The organism is Cyanobacterium sp. HL-69 (assembly GCA_002813895.1).
Lineage (GTDB): Bacteria > Cyanobacteriota > Cyanobacteriia > Cyanobacteriales > Cyanobacteriaceae > Cyanobacterium.
The window spans coordinates 1,574,764-1,594,051 of record CP024912.1 but is presented as its reverse complement, the minus strand read 5'-3'; the positions used below and the strand labels follow the sequence as shown (position 1 = coordinate 1,594,051).

Genomic DNA, 19,288 nt, shown 5'->3' with positions numbered 1-19,288 from the left:
CGCAAATGTTAACGTACTTCTCTGAGACTATCGACTTTTTTGGTAAATAATTCAGTAAATAAGCTAAGAACACTTCTATTTTCTCTAACTTTAATATTTAAGCTCACAGACATTCCTGGTTGTAAATCCACAGGATTACCACGAACTACTAAATCTTGGGCCTCCAATTCTACTTTGACGGGGAAACGATAAAAGTTATAAATTTGATCGGGGGGAAGGGCATCAGAGCCGATAAATTCCACGGTACCTTTTATATCCCCAAATTCACTGTAGGAAAAAGTGTCAATCCTCACATCTACTTCTTGTCCGATTTGCACAAAACCGATGTCTTCGTTGGTGATGTATCCTTCGGCAATGAGGGGATTATCAGGACCTGGATCGGGTACTATTTTTAACAAAGGTTCCGAGATACCACTACGGGGAACAAACCCAGGACTAGCTTGGAGGTCAAATACCGTTCCTGATACGGGAGCTTTTAGTTCTTGGTAACGGATAGTTTGTTGGGCTGAGCTAATTTGACTGTCTAATTCAGCGATTCTTTTTTCGTTATCAATAATGATGCGGTTGAGTTGGCTATCAATTTCTGATAGTCTTTGGTTATTTCCTGCCATGCGATCGCGCACATCTTTTTCACTAACCGCCATGGTATTACGCAATTCTTGTTGGGCTTGGGTAATTTCCAAATTAATCCTTGTTTGCTCTTCTTGAAGTTGTTCAATTTGAGCTAGACGCGATTGAACTTGCTGTTGTTGTCTTTCTTCTTCTATTCTGCCGTTACTTCTTTGTTGAATGATACTAGCTTGGCGATCTTGAACTTTTTGCCTTTGTAGATCCGTTTGTACCCTAGATACGGCACCTTCTTCTGATAGAGGGGCAAAGTTAGCCAAAATATCTTCGTCAATTTTGAGACTTTCTTCGGCCCGGGCGATGGCATCTCTATTTCTATTCCTGATTTGTTCTAGTACGGTGCGATCGTTAATTAGTTGTCTTTGGGCATCGGATAGTTGACTACTATTTTGACTTCTTTGTCTTTCTAGTTGACTAATTTTCAATTGTGCTACCTGAGAGCGAGAATCCAGTTCATTGTTGGCGGCACTCAGACGGGAGGCTTGATCTGGGCTGAGGTTATTACCGTTTCTGGTGCCAATTTGGGATTCATAAAACTGTATTTCTTCCACAATGGAAGCACGGTTAAGGGCGAGGGCCTGAATTTCGGGAGATAATTCCAAATCAATGACATATTTTTTCCACGAGGGCGGTACTAAAACGGGAGTTGGTGAGGCCTCTATAAAAGCGGTTTTCTTTGACTAGGGATTCTCGGATAGTTAAGAGAGATGCGAGTTGGGCTTCTGATGCTTCTGAGTCAAATATCAGGAGAGCATCCCCTGCGGCGATTCTTTGACCATCTTCTACATTGACGGTACTAACCACCCCGTTGATGGGGGCTTGAATTTCTTGTACTGCATTGGTTGGTCTGAGTTGTCCTCTGGCGGCTACTACCTGCTCAATTCTGGCAAAATATGCCCATGATACTGCAAATACAGTAACACCCATTATAGTCCAAGTCATAGCCCTAGACCAGACGGGGGATTGTTTTAGGATGACTCCTTTTTCAAACCCAGAAGCGTCTAGGTTTACTTTGTCTTTTTGAGTTTGAGGGGTTTCAGGTTGTCCATCTCGTTTGAGGAGATTTTCTTGACCAGAATTTCTATTATCTGTGGATTGCATGGTTGTTTTTAGGTAAGGTGGATTGGTAAATCAGCCTTTGGGGAAAAAGTCGGGCTGATAATTGAATTGGTTATACTTCGGTTTTAAGTTGTTGTTGATAGAGGTAGTAGTAACGGGCGTGTAGTTCCATCAATTCTGCGTGGGTACCTACTTCTACGATGGTTCCTTTGTCCATTACTACGATGGTATCAGCACCTTTAATGGTTCCTAAGCGGTGGGTAATAAATAAAACGGTGCGATCGCCAAAAGCGGTAATTAAATTTTGACAGACTTGAGCTTCTGTATTGTAGTCAAGGGCGCTGGTGGCTTCGTCTAATATTAACATCCGAGGATTTTGGAGGACAGAACGGGCGATCGCAATTCTCTGCCTTTGACCCCCAGACAAAGAAGCACCTCTTTCCCCAACCTTTGTATTATAACCGTTAGGAAGATTCATGATGAACTCATGGGCTACGGCGACCTTAGCCGCCTCAATGATTTCCTCGGTAGTAGCATCAGGATTAGTGAGGGCAATATTATCCATAACTGTTCCTTCAAATAAGAGACTCTCTTGAGGAACAACCCCAATTTGACGCCGTAGGGAATACAACTCCACTCGGTTAACATCATAACCATCGATCATAATTCGTCCAGATTCAGGCTCATAAAGCCTTGCCACCAACTTAGTTAGGGTACTCTTACCCGCACCACTTTCCCCGACAATACCAACAAAAGTACCCGCAGGAATTTCAATACTGACATTATTAAGCTGTAAAGGAGTATTAGGCTTGAAGCGAAAACATACATTTTCATATTTCAAATTACCCTCAATGCCAGGCATGGGAATGTTATCCCGATCTTCTTCACCTTCTTGGGGATGATCCACAATATCCGCCAAACGCTCCAAGGATAGAGCAGTTTGCTGGAAGTTTTGCCATAACTGAGCCAGTCTAAGAATAGGAGAAGTTACATAACCCGCGATAATACGGAAAGCAATTAGTTGTCCTAGGGTTAACTCCCCTTGTAATACTAAATAAGCCCCCACCCACAACACTAATAACTGAGAGAGTTGATTAAGAAAATTACTGGCAGAACCTGCGAGGGTTTGAGTAATTACCGTCCTAAACCCTGTGCCTACATAACTGGCGTAACGTTCTTGCCATTCCCAACGGGATCTCAACTCGATGTTTTGAGCCTTGACGGTTTGAATACCTGACATGACTTCCACAAGGTGAGATTGAGTTTCAGCGTTACGCTCAGCTTTTTCTCTCAGCTGACGACGAATGAGAGGAGAAAAGACAATGGTAAGAACGATAAATATAGGGATAATCGCCATGGATACAAGGGTGAGCATGGGACTATAAATCAGCATCACCACAATGTAAATAACGGAGAAAATCGCATCTAGTACCACTGTTAGGGCAGTTCCCGTTAAAAATGACCTAATATTCTCTAACTCGTTAATACGGGTGGAAATTTCGCCCACAGGACGCTTTTCAAAGTACCTCAGAGGTAACCTTAATAGGTGGTCAATGATTTCCGAACCTAGTGCCATGTCAATGCGGTTGGTGGTGTCCACAAAGGAATAAGTCCGCAGGGTGCTGAGGATGGCTTCAAAAACAGCTAAGACAACGAGGAAAATACCCAATACTTGCAGGGTATCGGGGCTATTTTGCACGATTACTTTATCGATGATTACTTGAATCATCAAGGGATTGGCTAGGGCGAAAAGTTGGACGAAGAAGGAGGCGACAAATACTTCTACCAACATCCACTTAAATTTAATCAGAGATGGTACAAACCAACTTAAGCCAAATTTTTGTTGGGCAGTTTCTTTATTTTTCTTCAGTAGTAGAGCTTTGCCTTTTTGTCCCCATCTTTCTAAGAAATTGATGGTTTTCATTTCCTTGATTCTACCGAGGGTAGGATCTGCCACGATGATAGTTTTATCACTGGTGGAGTAAATCACCACGAGGGAATCTTCTAGTTTGACAACGATGGGGGCTTCTAGTCTTGCAAATGCTCCTGCTGGTACTTCTACTAATTGACTATTTAACCCTAAAAGTTCTCCGATCGCCCCGCAAACTTCGAGGGATAACCGTCCACTATTTTCAACTTGTTGTTTGATAACTCGAGTGAGAATATCTCCTTTATAGGGAATATTGAAGTGTTTACACAGCATCCTAAAACAAGCAATGCCAATGTCAGTTTCACTTCTGCCGGAAAAGTATGGATAACTTTTTAGGGATTGTTTTGGCTCTTGGAAAAGGTTTTGGGGTTGTTCTTGTAAAACGCTATTGTCGGCTTGGGGTATTCCGTCTCCATCCATCAAAACTTTGGGCGTAACAGTGGGGATTTCTTCTGGGGATGGAGGTTGTTGATGTTCCTGCCAAGGATCATCTTTTTTGTCAACAGGAGGGGGAGTGGGAGTGCTGTTACTATGGGCTGATTCAATTAGCATCAAATCGAGGGATAAAAGGCGAATTTCTGTCTCTGCTTCGATGGTTTCCTGTTGATTGATATTTGCCCCAATGGTCAAATCTTTGATTTTACCGCCACTAAAGCACCAAATATGTCCTTGGGGTGCGGGGGGAATTTTGGTAATTTTCCCTTTGTTTAGATGGGTTACTTGGGATGTTTTGAGGGCCTCTTGGCTCAACATTTTGAGGTTTCCTTCCCCTGTGGCACGGTGGCTTAGTTGGTAGCCGAGGCTGTCAAAAATTTCTATTAATCCAGGGGTATTTTGGTAGTATTCCTTGATATTTTGTTTTTGCTCAAGGAGATTTAAAAATTTTTCCCGAGATAGGGTAAGGGCTACTACGGGGGTAGAGGCGATCGCCGTTTCACAGGCAAATCCCCTTAGTAAACTTTGCCAACCGATGACATTACCATGACTAACGAGTTTTAAACTCAGGGGTAAACTGGTACGAGGATCATAACCAATGTAACGAGCTTGTCCTTCATATATGATAGAAATGTAGGGGGGAATCTTGTCTTTGACTAGCATGATTTGCCCCATTTCATATTTGAGGGGATTAAATTCTTGGGCTAGTTGTTTTATCTCGGTGGTGGATAGGCGATCAAAGGGTGCCACAGTAGCGATAAATTCTTCTACTGAACCTAGAGTATATACCATGATTTACTGATAGTTGTGAGCAATTAATTTTATATATTCCAGTTATATTGTCGAGATTAAATTAATTTGTTGAATAAATATACAATCTATGACAGTTTGGAGTTTTCTAGGGGTAATTATAAGTTAGATCATTATAAATAGCACCTCTTCCTCAGAAATGTGTCATTAGTTTTTCGGGTAATGTATCTTAATATGAGTTCTTCTCATTGTCCATGGTGACTTCCATAGACTGCCGTATTTCTCAACAATTTTTAACTTTTTAACCGAAGATGGTGAGCAATGCTTGTTTTACCAGTTGATAAAAAGTTAGAGAGTTAAATAATGGCGATGGAGTGGGGATGATATGATACAAGGTTGATAATATTGTTCATTTTATATTAAGATTCAACATTCTTTAACATGGGAAAAATTTGGGAGTTAGATTTCTATTCACGTCCAATTTTTGATGAGAATAATAAAAAACTTTGGGAAATTTTGATTTGCGAAAGTCCAACGGACATTGATAGTGATTATAATTCGATATTTCGTTATTCCCAGTTTTGTTCGAATAGTGAGGTTAATTCTATCACTTTGGGAAGTGCGATCGCCTCTGCCATCGAAAAAGCGGGGGAAACTCCCAGTAAAATTAGATTTTTCCGCCGTCAGATGAATAATATGATCATCAAAGCCTGTGATGATGCTAATATTTCTGTATTTGCTTCCCGCCATACCTATGCCCTCAATCGTTGGTTAGCAGAAAGAGATGTTGATTTTTACCCTTATCAAGACGGTTATCAAGCCCCTAAAGTTTCCGCTTCGGTACAATATCCCCAAGGTAATGCCATTAGTTTACCTGATGCGGTTAAGGGCGATCGCAATGATAAATGGGCTTTAGTCTCCCTCAATAGTGATGATTTTCAGGATATGAGGGAATGGGCGATCGCATTTGGGGAAGCATTTCCCCTCTCCCTTGCCAACATCAAGAAAAATACTAAAATCCCTGGACTCATAATTTTTTCAAAAAGAGCCTTACCCCTCGGTGCGTGGATGTCTGGATTAGAATTAGGCTATCTGAGATTAGAAACAGGTCAATTTCCCCGTATTTGCCTAGAAACAGGAGTAAGCGATAGTTGGATTCTAGCCAATCTTACCGACGAAAAAACCCTTGCTGAAGGGGAAGGATTTGAAAGTGCCAAACAACAAGCCAACGGTGTACATTTTCTCGCCATCCAATCTTCCCCTGAGTCCGAGTCTTTTGAAGGTTTTTGGTTATTAAAGGAAGAATAGTAGCGGTTAATGATCAAGCATAATATCTCGAAAGCAACTCTTTTTGTTGATGACTAAGGGCGATCGCCTTGACAAAATTAACTAAAATTATGGTTAAACCAATATAGTAACTAATTTCTACTATCGCCCCAATAGACATACAACAATGTTTTATGATCAAAGAAAAGAGATTTGTTAACTTACTAAAGAGTAAAATATGACCAATACATTAATTGTTGAAAAAGAAAAGGTAAATGCACCGTTAAAGTTACATATACTAGGAGATAAAGTCCTCAGACAAAATGCCAAACGCATTGCCAAAATTGACGAATCCGTTAAAGAGTTGGCGACAAAAATGCTTCAAACCATGTATGCCGAAAATGGTATCGGTTTAGCAGCCCCCCAAGTGGGAGTCAATAAACAAATGATTGTAGTTGATCTTCAACCTGATAACGAAAACAATCCTCCTTTAGTGATGATTAATCCTGTTATCAGAAAATATAGCAAAGATGTATGTATTTTGGAAGAAGGTTGTTTAAGTATCCCTAACGTCTTCCTCGATGTTACTCGCCCCTCAAAAATCGAAGTAGAATTTAAAAATTTGAGCGGGAAAAAACAGAGAATTAAGGCTTCAGGATGGATGGCAAGAGTAATACAACATGAAATGGATCATCTTACAGGAGTTTTGTTTGTTGATAGGATTAAAAATAGCCTTATTCTTACCCAAGAATTAACTAAACAGGGTTTAGATATAAACGCTGTGCAATCCATTGCTATTTCCTAAATAGTCTGAGTTTTAATCCTCAAATATCCCCCTTTTTTATAGCAGGAGTGATTCATTCTTACTTAAAATTTAATTTAACTCAAAGGCATAAATAACGAGTTATTGAGCCATTTTATTATTCATCAGCCAACTAATTATACTTAATGACTGTGATGTTTTTGTAAAAATAGAGGTAAATTAATTTACAGAATTTACCTAAGTAGGTAGGTGTAATTAAATCGATCTAGCCAAAAGGTTTAAGCCTTTTCTACAGTGAGTATTTTAGATTAAATAAATCTTACCCCTACTTTGAATCACCCCTGCAAAATGGGGGCTATATATTGACTTGATAACTTCATTTGTTATCTTTAATTTGGTACTTTTTTGTGGATAAAAAAAACTTTTTAATACTACTTAAATATTTTAATAATAACTGCTACCATAACAATAATAATATTTCTGTTATAAATGATATAAACTATTATATTAAACAGATTAATCAAACTACAAATAATGTAATATTTTTATCAACTAATAATCCTAACAAATTTATTAGTGTCTTTTTCGCTTCAATTTTAACTAAATCATCTATTTTTTTGCTAAATCCTCACTGGCAAAAAAGAGAACTAGAGCAAGTATATCAAATAGTAAAACCTAATTTGGTTTTTACAGACTCAGATAATCATAATAATCATAAACAATTTTTACTTTTATTAAAAAGAGTTAAAGACGGAAATATTTTGACCACTAATGAAGATATAGAAAATCATTGCTACCCTTCAGAAAGAATTATGATTCCCACAGGGGGAACATCTGGCAAAGTTAAATTTGCAATTCATACATGGTTAACGTTAACTAATTCTGCCATGGGATTTTATGAATTTTGGCAAGAGGAAAAAATTAATTCTTTTTGTTGTCTTCCTCTCTATCATGTTAGTGGTTTAATGCAAATTATTAGAACTTTTATGACAAAAGGAACATTAGAAATTTATGATTATTCATTACTCAAAAAAGAAGTTCCATTAAATAATTATCAAGATTTTTTTATTTCCCTTGTACCCACTCAATTAAAGTTTTTTTTAGAAAATAATCCTAATTGGTTGATACCATTTAAAACAGTTTTAGTAGGCGGAAATAGTACTCCTCAAGATTTACAAAATCTTTGCCACAATTATCAAATCAATCTAGCTTTAACCTATGGTATGACTGAAACAGCTTCTGGGGTGACAATTTTGTCTCCAGATAATTTTTTAAATGGTAAAAAAAGTAGTGGAAAAGTTTTGCCCCACGCTGAAATTAATATAGAAAAGAAAGAAGAACAAACTGGTAAAATTACCATAAAAAGTACATCTTTATTTAAAGGATATTATCCTCATTCTCAAGATTATAGTTACTTTGAAACCGATGATTTAGGTTATTTAGATCAAGAAAATTATTTACATATTGTGGGTAGAAATAGCCGTAAAATTATTTCGGGCGGTGAGAATATTTATCCATCAGAAATAGAGGAATTAATTAGGGAAACAGGTTTAGTAAAAGATATAGTTATTTTGGGTAAAAAAGATAGTTATTGGGGACAAGTTATTTGTGCTTTATATGTTCCTATGTCTGAAAATATAATTGATAGTATAAAAAATAAATTACGATCGCACATTAGCCATTATAAAATACCGAAAGTATGGTATGAAATGGACTCTATTCCCCGTAATGCCCAAGGAAAAATCGATTATTGTTACCTCACCACAATCATCAGCGAAAAATCTAACTAACCTTTTTCATAGTTTTGAGAGATTGAGGATATTTGAGAATAAACCCTAATAAAATGAAAAGGGCGATCGCCCCTGCCCCCAAACCGATATAATTAGGTACCCAGAAAATAGCCGTCACATCATTAACTTGCCCCGCCTTGAGACTAATATTATATTGATTATTTTCTTCCCTTTCCCAAGTAGGAAAATCATTAGTAATCAACTTTGCCCCCCAAGGAAAATTAAAACTCAACTGTAAATTAATCAAATCCCCCGAAGAAATAATAATATGGCCCTGATTAGAAACCACTCCCAAAGGAGTCAAATTTGCGGAAAAATTTAAAATATTTCTTTCAACAAAAATTAAATTACTTTGCTTAATAGCCATATTTGCCTCCAAATCCAAGAGACTATCTTCCCGTTTTTCCGTCAAATTGCGATTAACCTTTGAATCAACCTCAGAAATAAAAAACTGATTAAATTTATTTACTAAATCCTGCCCATTATCAAAAGGAATCGTCACCACCAACTCCTCTGGAGATAATCTTTTCACCTTTCCATGTAACTTTAATGCCTGTTTTTGAATACCATTCAACCAAGCATTACCTTCCGATTCACTAAAACTGGTTAATTGTTCGCCTAATTTGATATGTTGAATTATAGTGCCGCTATTTGCCTGAGAAAAATTAACCCCCACATCATAACGAACACAACCCGTCAAACATACAATTAAGAAAGTAAATAATACCAACTTCTGAAAAATAACCTTCATCATCTAAATATCCCCAATCAAAACTTTTTTTAGTACAATCCAACTATCCTTAAAGTTTACACCTTCAATTTCACATTCTCAACTTGTGATTTATTCAGCGCACCTTAACTATTTAAATAGCAAAGAAATATTATAATCATTCAAAAAGTAATAAAAACTTTGGTTATTATTTTCCGTATTTCTAGTATCCCTAATCATAGCAAGTCCAAAAGCGACCAAAACAAGCCCAAAAATAACTCCTAACCATTTAATAAAATTATCTTCCTTTTTTTGAAAAGATTTATTAACTCCGATATTTTGCTTACTTTTTTTTCTTTTATTATCGCTATAGTTATTAAATTCAACTTTGTTATTTTGCGAACTTTTAAAAAATTCAGCTTGATTCCAATCTGACTGCGCCCTCAACCCAAAACCCAATTTATCCAAAACAGCACCTCGATAATAATAAGCATTAGCAAACCTATCATTTAATTTAATAGCATGGGTAAAATATCTTATAGCTTCCTCCCATTGCTCATTTTTCGCTTCCTCTACTCCCAAGTCGTAATAAAACTCTGCTTTTTTCTCTTTCGTATCCAAATTCCTTCTGACAAAAACATAATTATTGTCATGATTTTTTGTTTTTTGTTGGTCAAAATTAGGAGAATTACCTGATTTTTTTAAAACTTCGTAAGCCTCGTGAATTTCTAAAAATTTTTTTTCAGCTAATTCTGCTTTTTCAGGACTATCATTAAAATTGTCAGGATGCCATTTTTTCGCCAGTTGTCGGTATGCCTTCTTGACTTCCTCTACACTTGCCCCTGATTGTATATTAAGTATTTGATAATATTTATCTAATTTATTCATAAATTAGCATTACTGTTTTTCTACATTATTACAAATACCCAAAGATAACCGAACTTCGGAAACCGCTCTGAAAAGTTAAAATAGATTAAGAGTTAGCATGATTATTAATTGCACTCGTTATTGAAAGATATAATTAACTATCTGCATCCAAACAAGGATCAACTTATTTATTATGATTGACGCTATTATTATTTCTATATTCGTTCTTGCATTTGCGGGAGTAGGCTTTGATATAGTCCAAGTTTTACCCGGTGACATTCAAGGGCAAGTCTCCAATATTCAAGCCCTGCGATGGTTAGCCGCTGGTTTTTCTTCTATTATTGGCTTGGCTATGGGTTTAGTTGCTCAAACTACTTATCGCCGTTTAGAACAAAGAATCAGGAAAACCCCTATTGAAGTTATTATAACAAGGGCGATCGGTTTGGTACTAGGTTTATTGTTGGCAAACTTAATGTTAGCCCCCATATTCCTCCTGCCAATTCCTAGCGAGTTTAGTTTCCTTAAACCCATGTTGGCAATTTTGGGTAGTGTTACTTTTGCTGTATTAGGAGTATCCCTCGCTGATACCCACGGAAGAACTTTTTTAAGGTTAATTAACCCCAATAGTATTGAATCAATGTTAGTGGCGGAAGGTACCCTAAAACCCGTTGCTACCAAAATTCTTGACACTAGCTGTATTATTGATGGACGTATTCAACAATTATTGGATACAGGATTTATTGAAGGACAAATTTTAGTACCCCAGTTTATCTTACAAGAATTGCAACAATTAGCTGATGCTACCAATGACCAAAAAAGGGTTAGGGGGCGCAGGGGTTTAGATATTCTTAATCAAATGCAGGAAAGATACCCCGATATTATCGTTATTCATCCCGAAGAGTACGAAGATGTAGCCACAGTGGATGCCAAATTATTGCACCTTGCCCATGATATTAATGCTACCCTCATCACCAATGATTTTAACTTGAGTAAGGTGGCTAGTTTACAAAAAATTCTCATCCTCAATATTAATGATTTAGCCCAAGCTATTCGCCCCATTTATCTCCCTGGAGATTACATCGATTTGAAAATCTTGAAAAATGGTAAAGAACCTAGTCAGGGAATTGGTTACTTGGATGATGGTACCATGGTAGTGGTGGAGGATGCTAATAATCATGTCGGGGAAGAGTTAAGGGTTACTGTTACCTCTGCCCTTCAAACTTCTGCAGGAAGAATGATTTTTGCGAAAACTAACAATTCAACGGTTAATCATTATTAAAATTTTAGGGTGTTGGGTTGAAATAATCGAAATCCAAAACCAGATTATTTAATTGCCTTTTCCAGCACCTGTTAATTGTTTCAATAATATTATTTTTAAACCCCTCCTATAAAGAGGGGTATTTTTTTAAAGTTCGTTTTCTAGTTCTATTTCTTCTGAGTTATTATTCTGTAATTCCATTTCTCTCATTCTTTGTAGTTGTCTTTCCCTAAAACTTTGAGCCGCATTTTGAATGTTTCGATTGGTGGCTTCAGGGGAAGCGGCTCCATTCATGCGATTCATCATGTTAGCATTGTGTATCAACTGCATGGGGTTGATGCTGTCGCCATAAAGAGAGTTTTGTTCGTTGGATTGGAAGATGTCATTTTGATTGGAGTTAGCATTTTGGGCGGAGGCTAGATTGCCGTAACCCATTACTAAAGCAGCACTGAGAAGGGATGTATATACAAGTTTGTTTTTCATGATTAATTATTCCTGATTTTATTTAGGTTTAAAGTTAAGCGAAACGACGACTTAAAAGAGGTTTGATTGCCAAAAGAATAAGCGCATCAAAGCCACATAGTAGAAGTAGTACAACGCCGAAGTTAATTTCTGTCCAAGGGGTGCTGATTACGATACTAGCCAAATTCCAATCACCATGTTGATAAATATAGCGGATGGGTTCGATAGCATAGGTTAGGGGGTTGAGACTGGCGATGATTTGTAACCAGTTTGCCATGAATGCCATGGGGGCGAGGGCTGTACTTGCAAATAATAGGGGTAAATTAATTACAAATATTACGGCGAGTAGTTCGATGTGTCCGGGTAGGGCGAAAGCTAGTCCTAGACTTAATCCTGTCACTCCTAGGACAATCAAAAAGGTGATAAGGGCGATCGCACTTAAACCCGTAGCGCTAGGTAAACCAGCCCCAATAAAAGCACTGGCGGTAATAATTACAGCAGTCTGAATCAAACTAAGACTAATAATATAGATAGTCGAAGCAGCCACAATGGAAAATCGAGAGGCTAGGGGGGCGACTAATAGTCGATTTAAAAAGCCAAATTCTCGATCAAACATAATAGGCAAACCAGCATTCAAAGCCCCAGAAAAAGCCGTAAAAACAATAATTCCGGGAGCTAAAAACTGCCCATAACTAAAATCATCACCAAATAAACTTTGGGGGGCATTATAAAACAAAGCACCAAATAAAATTAACCACATAAAAGGTTGAATAACCCCCGCCACGAGGGTAGAAGGGCGGCGTTGTAACTGAATGAAAAGACGCTTAGTCAGGGCAAAAGTTTCCTGCAAAAAATCATTTAAGCCATTACTCTCAAAAGTGATATTTTCGGCATTAGGAGCTAAAATTGCCCGATATTTTTGATTATCTATAGTCTGAGTCATTTTATTGTTAACAATTACTATAATTTCTCTAACCTCATTTTACCTCGCCCAACCAACCCTCAGAGTAAATTAACCACTAATCCTATTAACGCCCCTGCCAAAATTAACCACAGGGAATTCAATTTATAGCGAAACACTAAGAAAGTCGCAGTTATTGCCATGGTAACAGTAATCCAGTCAACGATCGCCTCTGTACCCAAAATATAAGTTACCCCTGCCATCAATCCCAAAGAAGCCACATTTACCCCATCAAGGAGAGAAGCAGTGAGGGGCGAATTTCTCAACTTTTCAACCCAAGGATTAATAATTAAAACAACCAGAAAACTAGGTAAGAAAATGCCCACAGTGGCGGCTACAGCGCCCATATTCCCTGCCAAAAGATAACCGATAAAAGTTGCTGTAGTTAAAATAGGGCCTGGGGTAAATTGCCCAATGGCGATGGCATCTATCAACTGCTCAGAGGTAAGCCACTGATTTTGTTCTACCAATTGATTTTGTAAAAAAGCCAATAACACATAACCACTACCATATAAAAAAAAACCTACCTTGAGGAAAAATAAAAACACCCCCCATCCAGAAGGAGAAGTAACACTTTCACTAACATTGGTTTGGGCGAGGAAAGGGGAAACCGTCATTGGTGCTACCCAAGCATTACGAACATTAAAACGATGTCTTTCCTTATAAACCATTACCCCCAAGCCCACAATTAATAAAATCAGAATTTCGTTGATATTAAAAAAAAAGGCAACCACCGCCAAAATTCCCGCCACCTTAGTCACATTATCTTTAACGGCTTTCTTGCCTAACTTCCAGAGTGCCTGAAGAATAATCGCCACAATTACGGGTTTGATACCATACAACAACCATTGAGCTTGGGGAAGGGCTTGATACTGCACATAAATATAAGCCAAAATCCAGACAATGACCATGGCAGGTAAAATAAAAGCCGAGCCCGCCACAATCAAACCTTTCCAACCGCCCCTATCAAAACCAATATTAATGGCCAACTCCGTGGAATTAGGGCCGGGGATTAAATTAGTAACCCCTAATAAATCTAATAATCTTTCCCTAGTAATCCATTTTCTTTTCTGAACAATTTCCTCATCCATCATGGCAATATGTGCCGCAGGGCCCCCGAAGGCGATCGCCCCTAAACGAAAAAAAACTATTGCCAACTCCTTCAAATCTGTGCTTTTCTTCTTAGATGTAGAACTCATCAACTAAAAGTAATTGTGTCATTAACCTGATTCTAATCAACAAAGATTATCTAAAGTTTAAATTAATTGTTCATTGTTCATTGTCCATTATCAATCACCCCCCTAGCTGGAAATTTGTTAAAATAATCACTTACAGAAAAAATTTCTGCTAACATTAAATTTAAAAATGCTCAATCCTAATTTAGACTCTATAGAACTGAATAAAGATGAGTACGAACGCTACGCACGACACATCATTTTGCCCGAAGTCGGATTGGAAGGGCAAAAACGTCTCAAAGCAGCGAGTGTACTCTGTATAGGCACGGGGGGATTAGGTTCACCTCTTTTATTATATTTAGCCGCTTCTGGTATTGGGCGGATTGGTATAGTAGATTTTGACGTAGTCGATCATTCCAACCTGCAAAGACAAGTAATTCACGGTACTTCATGGGTAGGTAAACCTAAAATTGAATCCGCAAAAAATCGTATTTTAGAAATTAACCCCACCTGTCAGGTTGACTTATATGAAACCCGCCTTAGCTCAGAAAATGCCCTTAAAATTCTTGAACCCTACGACGTAATCATTGACGGTACAGATAATTTTCCCACCCGTTACCTCACTAACGATGCCTGTGTATTGTTAAATAAACCCAACGTTTACGGCTCTATTTTCCGCTTTGAAGGACAAGCCACCGTATTTAACTATGAGGGCGGCCCCAACTACCGTGACTTATATCCTGAGCCACCACCACCAGGCATGGTTCCTTCCTGCGCCGAAGGAGGAGTTTTAGGGGTTTTATGTGGTATTATCGGTACAATCCAAGCCACTGAAGCCATTAAAATTATTTTAAGGGTTGATCCTGCCAAAACCCTCAGCGGTAGATTATTACTCTATGATGCCATGGGCATGAAGTTTAGGGAATTGAAACTACGTCCTAATCCTGTGCGCCCCGTCATTGAAAAACTCATTGACTATGAACAATTTTGCGGTATTCCCCAAGCAGCAGCCCAAGCCAGTGAAAGCGAGGGGGCATTGGAGGAGATGACCGTAACCCAGTTAAAAGAGTTATTGGATAGTGATGCCGACGATTATGTATTAATTGATGTGCGTAATCCTAACGAGTATCAAATCGCTAAAATTCCTAATGCTACTTTGATTCCTTTACCTGATATTGAAGATGGTGATGGAGTAGCAAAAGTTAAGGAGTTGGTAGGAGATAAACGCCTGATTGCCCATTGTAAATTGGGTGGACGCTCTGCCAAAGCTCTTAATATCCTTAAAGAAGCAGGAATTGAGGGAATTAATGTGAAAGGCGGTATTGCCGCTTGGAGTGAAGAAGTTGATTCTTCTGTACCTCAATATTAATTAGGTGTTAGGTTCTAGGTGTTAGGTTTTATCGGTAAGCCATCGATAATTAAGCTGTTAGATAAAAATATTTGTAGGCTAAAGGTATAAAAATAAAATAAGGTGAATATCAATCACCTCAAGTGGAATTGTATCACTCAAAGCAAAAATGGCTTTTAATATATCAAATATATACATTAAAAAACGTAATAAAACTCTGCACGAAAAATCATATTTTCCTGGTGATGAACCGGTCGAAGTGAATATAATTTTCCCCAAGGAAATGGCTGAATATTTTGATATTCCTTATGAAGATGAAACACTACCAGATTATAAAAGATTTATAGAATAGGGATTTTAGCTGGTGAAACTGTCTCAAAACTCACTTAAATAACTATATAAATAATATTTAAGTCTTTATCTCTTACAAATTATAGTCAGTGTCAATATTCACTTTTTTTATGGGGTTACGAATAACCCCACCATCTGATTATACGTCTAGTTCTGTTAGATTTAGTCGTGGCCCGTGGGTTTCAATAAATTCCCGTCGGGGGGCTACTCTATCACCCATTAACACGGTAAAGATGCGATCGGCTTCTGCGGCATCTTCAATTTCAACCCTTTTCATCATGCGGGTTTCAGGATTCATGGTGGTATCCCACAACTGTTGGGGCATCATTTCCCCTAAACCTTTAAATCTTTGGATACTATAGTTAGCATTGCTAGGAAACTCAGCTATTTTTTCCTGCAATTCCCTTTCGCTATAGCAGTAATAATGATTTTTTCCTCTTTCTAGTTTATAAAGGGGAGGACAAGCAATATAGATATATCCCTGCTCTACCAATTCTCTTTGATAACGGTAAAGGAAAGTCAGTAAAAGGGTTCTGATGTGCGCGCCATCTACGTCAGCATCAGTCATAATCACGATATGATGGTACCTGAGTTGACTTGGATCAAATTCATCCCCTTTGATACCTAAACCCAATGCAGTAATTAGGGATTGAATTTCATTATTTTTGTAAATCTTAGCATCATCGGTTTTTTCGATGTTTAAGATTTTACCTTTTAGAGGTAGGATGGCTTGGAAACGGCGATCGCGCCCTTGCTTTGCACTATTATGAACAAAGACACCACTAGCCAAAGCAAAGTTATGAGTATGGGGTACTTCTATGTCATAAACATCAATTAATTCTGTGAGAGGCTCAATTTTTACTACTCGATGATTATAATTAGCAACGGCTTCCAAAACTTGCTCTTGATTGCCGTGAAAATAACGTTCTCCAAAGGTTTCTAACTTTAATAAGGTTTTATCCTTTGTTTGTAAACGATATTGATTGTAGGCTTCAATATCCACATAACCGCAATCTATTTCAATTTGCTTGAGGGCACAGATGGTTTTGTTATAGTAAGTTTTTGCTAAGGCTTGACGACGCTTTTCTCTAAACTCAGGAGTCCACTGTTTTTTAGTCTCTTCTCTTCTCCAATCTAATAAATCCTGATCTTCCCACTGTTTTTTTGCCAAATCAGACAATTCTTGACGGGCAGAAGGATTATTTTTGAAAAAGTCTTTTACTTTCTCACTTTGAATTTGACGATTATTTTCGTCGCTCCAATATTTTTGTTGGGCTTCGTATAATTGTTGAGCGTTTTGCTGACGGTATTCAGGGTTACTGTTATAAAAATCTAACCATTTTTCCGCCATGTAAATTTTATACTCGGTATCTTCCCACAGGGCTTTAGCGTTAGTGGATAATATTTCACGAGTATCCTCCTGTTTCATCCTTGCACTCATCATCTGACGGAATTCGTCTTTTTGTCTGAGTTGACGACATTTTTCTTTTACATCGGAACGGTGTAAGGTATATTCTAAGTGCGATCGATGTAACGCTAAATGTTCATCAGCACTTAAACGAACTAAGTTAGTAGGATTATTGTTTCTTTTATTGAAATCTATGTGATGACAATGTTGCCCATCTTCTTTTTTGTAAACACCCTGCCAACGGTTATGCCAATCAGCTACTAAATGGGTAAATAACCAAGAATCAGAACGAGGATTCCACACCATTTCATAACCATCTATGGTGATGGCTTTATCTTGAGTTGAAGATATTTTGCGGTACAAAGGCATTAAAGAATCTTCTGGAGTTAAATTTTGAGCTTGTTTGTAGCTACCATCACGCAACATAAAGCGATGATCTGGAGTACAAACGATCTGCTCACCATTATCTAGGGTTACTTTGATAACTTGGGTATTTCTTTTTGTGATGCGAGGGTGGATAATGCTCTCAACGCCGATGGTTCCATCCTTACGAATGGTATAGCAAAAATGTTTTTTACCCTCTTTCTGCTCTTGTACTAATTGTTTAAAGCTAATATTTCGACCATCAACAAGGGCTATTTCTGTATCTCCTGAAAAACATCCACCCGCACTGTCGCCTTCCACGAGGAAAATTTCAGATTCAGAGGGATCTCTTGTACTACAATCGGCGAGTTTTCCGGGTAAGGGGGAAGATTCTAAAACGGATTTACGGCGTACTAATTCTCTGGCACGACGGGCCGCTTCGGCAGCTTTAAAGGCTTGAACTGCTTTTTCAATGATGCTGTCGGCTACATGGGGATTAAATTCTAAGTATTCGTTTAATACTTCCCCTACGAGGGAATCAACGATACCGCGCACTTCGGAGTTACCGAGTTTCGTTTTCGTTTGTCCTTCAAATTCGGGATCGGGTACTTTTACGGAAATTACTGCGGTTAAACCTTCTCGGACGTTCTCCCCTGCAAGGTTGGGTTCATTCTCTTTAATTTTATTACGTTTACGGGCAACGTTGTTTAAAGTTCTAGTTAGTACGGTTTTTAGTCCTTCTAGGTGAGTACCACCATCCACGGTGCGGATGTTGTTGGCAAAGCCTAAGATTGTATCGCTATAGGCATCTATACACCACTGGAAGGCTACTTCTACTTGTACGCCATTTTTTTCTCCTTCTACATAGATAATGTCTTGATGGAGAACATCTTTTTCCCTTGTCATGTAGGTGACGTATTCTTTGATACCCCCTTCATAACAGTAGGTTTCTTCTTTTAAAGATTCTAAACGGCGATCGCCAAAGGTAATTTTAACTCCCGCATTGAGGTAAGCCAATTCCCTTAAACGATTGGAAAGGATGGCGTAATTAAACTCTGTGGTTTCGCTAAAAATGAGAGCATCGGGCATAAAACTGATGGATGTACCAGTAGAATGCTCCGCATCAGGTTGGGCAACTAATTCGGTAATGGGAATCCCTCTTTCATAACGTTGTTGGTGGAGACTACCATTACGCCATACCTTCACCTCTACCCATTCAGAAAGGGCATTTACCACGGAAATACCTACCCCGTGCAAACCCCCAGAGACTTTATAACCACCGCCGCCAAATTTTCCCCCTGCGTGAAGCACCGTCATTACGGTTTCGAGGGCAGATCGATTGGTGCTAGGGTGGACATCGGTGGGAATACCCCGCCCATCATCAATAACGCTGACTGAGCCATCTTCATTAATATCTACTTCAATATGGCTACAATGTCCTGCTAAGGCTTCATCAATGGAGTTATCTACAACTTCATATACCAAGTGATGCAAACCCCTTGGCCCTGTTGTACCGATATACATCCCCGGCCGCTTTCTAACAGGTTCTAACCCCTCCAGTACTTGGATTTGCTCTGCTCCATAGTTGGAGGTTTGTTTTTCGATAGCCATATTATTATGTTCCCCTTATTAAGGCTATAGATTGCCTTGTTTTTTATTAAATGATATTTTTATCCAAAATTATAACACATAATAGTCTATCAAGATTTAAAAGGGGTTGTAAACGATTTTTTGGGGTGGGGTGTAGAATTGATTTGATGAGCTTT

The 19,288-nt window shown here is 38.2% G+C and carries 16 protein-coding genes; 6 read left to right on the top strand and 10 right to left on the bottom strand.

The features are described 5' to 3' along the window. Positions 1–8: 8 nt before the first annotated feature. The 3 genes from AA637_RS07355 to AA637_RS07345 form a co-directional block, all read right to left on the bottom strand. Positions 9–1,229 (bottom strand): HlyD family efflux transporter periplasmic adaptor subunit, encoded by a 1,221-nt coding sequence (locus AA637_RS07355; protein WP_446682202.1) that lies wholly within the window; start codon positions 1,227–1,229, stop codon positions 9–11. 1 nt (position 1,230) lies between these two features. Next, positions 1,231–1,728 (bottom strand): biotin/lipoyl-binding protein, encoded by a 498-nt coding sequence (locus AA637_RS07350; RefSeq protein WP_446682201.1) that lies wholly within the window; start codon positions 1,726–1,728, stop codon positions 1,231–1,233. A 70-nt stretch (positions 1,729–1,798) separates the two neighbouring features. Then, the gene (locus tag AA637_RS07345; protein ID WP_446682200.1) at positions 1,799–4,843 is read right to left on the bottom strand and encodes a peptidase domain-containing ABC transporter; all 3,045 of its coding nucleotides are present in this window, start codon (positions 4,841–4,843) and stop codon (positions 1,799–1,801) included. Between the two features lie 399 nt (positions 4,844–5,242). On the opposite strand from AA637_RS07345, the gene AA637_RS07340 reads away from it, so the two are divergent. Beyond that, the gene (locus AA637_RS07340) at positions 5,243–6,109 is read left to right on the top strand and encodes a Tab2 family RNA-binding protein (RefSeq protein WP_446682199.1); all 867 of its coding nucleotides are present in this window, start codon (positions 5,243–5,245) and stop codon (positions 6,107–6,109) included. Positions 6,110–6,122: 13 nt separating this feature from the next. On the opposite strand, the gene AA637_RS07335 is transcribed toward AA637_RS07340, so the two are convergent. Further along, positions 6,123–6,248 (bottom strand): hypothetical protein, encoded by a 126-nt coding sequence (locus tag AA637_RS07335; RefSeq protein WP_446682198.1) that lies wholly within the window; start codon positions 6,246–6,248, stop codon positions 6,123–6,125. 57 nt (positions 6,249–6,305) lie between these two features. On the opposite strand from AA637_RS07335, the gene def reads away from it, so the two are divergent. Continuing rightward, a complete protein-coding gene (gene def / locus AA637_RS07330) occupies positions 6,306–6,872 on the top strand; it encodes a peptide deformylase (protein WP_069790001.1) in 567 nt (188 codons plus the stop codon). Between the two features lie 365 nt (positions 6,873–7,237). Further along, a complete protein-coding gene (locus AA637_RS07325) occupies positions 7,238–8,620 on the top strand; it encodes an AMP-binding protein (RefSeq protein ID WP_446682197.1) in 1,383 nt (460 codons plus the stop codon). On the opposite strand, the gene AA637_RS07320 is transcribed toward AA637_RS07325, so the two are convergent. Together AA637_RS07320 and AA637_RS07315 are read right to left on the bottom strand one after the other, a co-directional pair. Beyond that, entirely contained in the window at positions 8,613–9,374 is a 762-nt protein-coding gene (locus tag AA637_RS07320) for a DUF3153 domain-containing protein (protein ID WP_446682196.1), read from the bottom strand. The two genes, AA637_RS07325 and AA637_RS07320, sit on opposite strands and share 8 nt — an antisense overlap. A 105-nt stretch (positions 9,375–9,479) precedes the next feature. Next, positions 9,480–10,217: a DnaJ domain-containing protein gene (locus tag AA637_RS07315; protein WP_446682195.1), complete on the bottom strand. Its 738-nt coding sequence runs from the start codon at positions 10,215–10,217 to the stop codon at positions 9,480–9,482. Between the two features lie 172 nt (positions 10,218–10,389). Between AA637_RS07315 and AA637_RS07310 the strand changes: the two genes are divergently transcribed. Beyond that, positions 10,390–11,475: a PIN/TRAM domain-containing protein gene (locus AA637_RS07310; RefSeq protein WP_069790004.1), complete on the top strand. Its 1,086-nt coding sequence runs from the start codon at positions 10,390–10,392 to the stop codon at positions 11,473–11,475. Positions 11,476–11,601: 126 nt separating this feature from the next. Here AA637_RS07310 and AA637_RS07305 read toward each other — a convergent pair whose 3' ends face one another. Genes AA637_RS07305 through AA637_RS07295 form a run of 3 tightly spaced genes read right to left on the bottom strand, consistent with a single transcriptional unit; the run spans position 11,602 to position 14,076 of the window. Beyond that, entirely contained in the window at positions 11,602–11,937 is a 336-nt protein-coding gene (locus AA637_RS07305; RefSeq protein ID WP_446682194.1) for a hypothetical protein, read from the bottom strand. Positions 11,938–11,971: 34 nt separating this feature from the next. Beyond that, positions 11,972–12,859: an ABC transporter permease gene (locus tag AA637_RS07300; RefSeq protein ID WP_446682193.1), complete on the bottom strand. Its 888-nt coding sequence runs from the start codon at positions 12,857–12,859 to the stop codon at positions 11,972–11,974. 59 nt (positions 12,860–12,918) lie between these two features. Next, positions 12,919–14,076 (bottom strand): chromate transporter, encoded by a 1,158-nt coding sequence (locus AA637_RS07295; RefSeq protein ID WP_446682192.1) that lies wholly within the window; start codon positions 14,074–14,076, stop codon positions 12,919–12,921. 166 nt (positions 14,077–14,242) lie between these two features. Between AA637_RS07295 and moeB the strand changes: the two genes are divergently transcribed. Further along, complete coding sequence (moeB, locus tag AA637_RS07290; RefSeq protein ID WP_446682191.1) at positions 14,243–15,421, top strand: molybdopterin-synthase adenylyltransferase MoeB; 1,179 nt, start codon at positions 14,243–14,245, stop codon at positions 15,419–15,421. Positions 15,422–15,569: 148 nt separating this feature from the next. Next, a complete protein-coding gene (locus AA637_RS07285) occupies positions 15,570–15,752 on the top strand; it encodes a hypothetical protein (RefSeq protein WP_446682190.1) in 183 nt (60 codons plus the stop codon). Between the two features lie 138 nt (positions 15,753–15,890). Here AA637_RS07285 and gyrB read toward each other — a convergent pair whose 3' ends face one another. Further along, positions 15,891–19,133 carry a DNA topoisomerase (ATP-hydrolyzing) subunit B gene (gyrB, locus tag AA637_RS07280; RefSeq protein ID WP_446684498.1) on the bottom strand — a complete coding sequence of 1,081 codons (3,243 nt, stop codon included), beginning with the start codon at positions 19,131–19,133 and terminating at the stop codon, positions 15,891–15,893. Positions 19,134–19,288 lie beyond the last annotated feature (155 nt).

What these genes read in the sequence shown, in the direction of transcription:
- gyrB (WP_446684498.1), bottom strand. Translation starts at nt 19,133, where the DNA reads ATGGCTATCGAAAAACAAACCTCCAACTATGGAGCAGAGCAAATCCAA.
- def (WP_069790001.1), top strand. Translation starts at nt 6,306, where the DNA reads ATGACCAATACATTAATTGTTGAAAAAGAAAAGGTAAATGCACCGTTA.
- AA637_RS07350 (WP_446682201.1), bottom strand. Translation starts at nt 1,728, where the DNA reads ATGCAATCCACAGATAATAGAAATTCTGGTCAAGAAAATCTCCTCAAA.
- AA637_RS07320 (WP_446682196.1), bottom strand. Translation starts at nt 9,374, where the DNA reads ATGATGAAGGTTATTTTTCAGAAGTTGGTATTATTTACTTTCTTAATT.
- AA637_RS07295 (WP_446682192.1), bottom strand. Translation starts at nt 14,076, where the DNA reads ATGAGTTCTACATCTAAGAAGAAAAGCACAGATTTGAAGGAGTTGGCA.
- AA637_RS07345 (WP_446682200.1), bottom strand. Translation starts at nt 4,843, where the DNA reads ATGGTATATACTCTAGGTTCAGTAGAAGAATTTATCGCTACTGTGGCA.
- AA637_RS07305 (WP_446682194.1), bottom strand. Translation starts at nt 11,937, where the DNA reads ATGAAAAACAAACTTGTATATACATCCCTTCTCAGTGCTGCTTTAGTA.
- moeB (WP_446682191.1), top strand. Translation starts at nt 14,243, where the DNA reads ATGCTCAATCCTAATTTAGACTCTATAGAACTGAATAAAGATGAGTAC.
- AA637_RS07300 (WP_446682193.1), bottom strand. Translation starts at nt 12,859, where the DNA reads ATGACTCAGACTATAGATAATCAAAAATATCGGGCAATTTTAGCTCCT.
- AA637_RS07310 (WP_069790004.1), top strand. Translation starts at nt 10,390, where the DNA reads ATGATTGACGCTATTATTATTTCTATATTCGTTCTTGCATTTGCGGGA.
- AA637_RS07285 (WP_446682190.1), top strand. Translation starts at nt 15,570, where the DNA reads ATGGCTTTTAATATATCAAATATATACATTAAAAAACGTAATAAAACT.
- AA637_RS07315 (WP_446682195.1), bottom strand. Translation starts at nt 10,217, where the DNA reads ATGAATAAATTAGATAAATATTATCAAATACTTAATATACAATCAGGG.
- AA637_RS07340 (WP_446682199.1), top strand. Translation starts at nt 5,243, where the DNA reads ATGGGAAAAATTTGGGAGTTAGATTTCTATTCACGTCCAATTTTTGAT.
- AA637_RS07335 (WP_446682198.1), bottom strand. Translation starts at nt 6,248, where the DNA reads ATGTCTATTGGGGCGATAGTAGAAATTAGTTACTATATTGGTTTAACC.